Source organism: Acidovorax sp. KPB24-07 (assembly GCF_057543315.1).
This window is the reverse complement of the sequence record NZ_BAAJYS010000589.1, coordinates 1-1,607: the sequence shown is the minus strand read 5'-3', so window position 1 is coordinate 1,607 and position 1,607 is coordinate 1. Positions and strand designations below refer to the sequence as shown.

The 1,607-nt window shown below is 70.8% G+C and carries 1 protein-coding gene and 1 pseudogene; both read right to left on the bottom strand.

The genetic code is table 11. The features are described 5' to 3' along the window. Window positions 1-611, bottom strand: a pseudogene (locus AC27IQ_RS24145) (SPOR domain-containing protein); the annotation flags it as partial. 51 nt (window positions 612-662) lie between these two features. Next, window positions 663-1,607: class I SAM-dependent methyltransferase (locus AC27IQ_RS24140; protein ID WP_487091078.1), on the bottom strand; the 945-nt coding region annotated here is incomplete at its 5' end.

Genomic DNA, 1,607 nt, shown 5'->3' with positions numbered 1-1,607 from the left:
GGCGCTGCCGCTGGGGGGGCTGCCGGTGGCAGGGCCTGCCAAAGAAGCCCCGGCAGGCAGCAGCAGGTACAGCGCCAGCGCGCCACCGCCAACGCCACGTTGGCCGCGGCGATCCACCCCAGCCGGCGCCGGGTCGCCGCGCGGCGGGCGAGCCATTCGCCCGCCTGGGGCAAGGTGGCCGAGGCCGAGAGCGCCTTGGTGATGCGCTTGCGCACCTCGGCATGAAAGATGGCGTCGCCGTACAGCCCCGGCACCACGGTGGCGGCCAGCAAAAGCGCGAGCAGCACGCCCGACAGCACCGGCAGCGGCCACTGCACCACGTACTGGCCCAGGGCGAACACCAGCAGCGCGACGCCTTCGAGGGCCGCCACATAGACGAGGGCGGCTCCCCAGAGCTGGCGGAACACCAGCCAGTTCAGCGTGCACAGGGCCGCGGCCCAGTTCCAGCGCGGCAGCGGGCGGCCCGCGGTGTCGAGCCGCTCGAAGGCGGGCAGGTAGTAATCGGCATTGACCGGGCCGATCGCGGCGCGGTAGAGCGTTCCCATCGTGGTGTCGTCGGAGCCGCGGGGAACGAGGGCGGCATGGGCCGAATAAGCCGTGTGGGCAAGCATGGCGAGATTCTGGCACGCACCCCGCCGTGTGGGGCGCTGGGCGAGTGCGGTTTACCCGGGGCGGTGCGTTGTGTCGGGCGTGTCCGGGGCGGCCGGCGGGGCATGGACGATGGTGTACAGGCCCACGTCCACCCGGCCGGTGCTGAAGCCGGCTTCGCAATAGCACAGGTAGTACTCCCACAGCCGACGGAACGGTGCATCGAAGCCCAGCGGCTCGATCGTGGGCCAGGCGCTCAGAAAGCGGTGGCGCCATTCGGCGAGGGTGGTCGCATAGCTGGGGCCGAAGGTTTCCGCAGCCTGCAGCGCCAGGCCCGCGTTCGCCAGCGCTTGCCGCAGCCGCGAGGGCGAGGGCAGCATGCCGCCCGGAAAGATGTAGCGCTGGATGAAGTCGGTGGTGCTGCGGTACTGCTCGAACTGTGCGTCCGCGATGGTGATGACCTGCACTACCGCCCGGCCGCCGGGGCGCAGCCGCTCTTTGAGCGTTTGGAAATAGGCCGGCCAGTAGCGCTCGCCCACGGCCTCCAGCATTTCGATGGAGACGATGTGGTCGAACTGGCCTTCGACGTCTCGGTAGTCCTGCAGTCGCAGGTCGATGTGCTCGGTGAGCGCCTCGTCATGCACGCGCTGGCGGGCGTGGCGCAGTTGCTCGGACGACAGGGTGAGGCCGGTCACCGATGCGCCGGTGTCGCGGGCCAGGGCAATGGCCAGGGCGCCCCAGCCGCAGCCGATCTCCAGCACGCGTTCGCCGGCCCGGGGCGCCAGCAGGGTGGCGATGCGGGCCAGCTTGGCCTGCTGCGCCTGCTCCAGCGATTCCTGGCCCGTGGCGTAGATGGCGCTGGAATAGAGCATGTCCGGGTCCAGCCACTGGGCATAGAAATCGTTGCCCATGTCGTAATGGAACGAGATGTTCTGGCGGCTGCCCCGGCGGGTGTTGGCGCGGCGCAGGTGGAACAGCCGCGCCAGCAGCCGCGCCGGCAGGCTGGCCTGCAGCGCGCG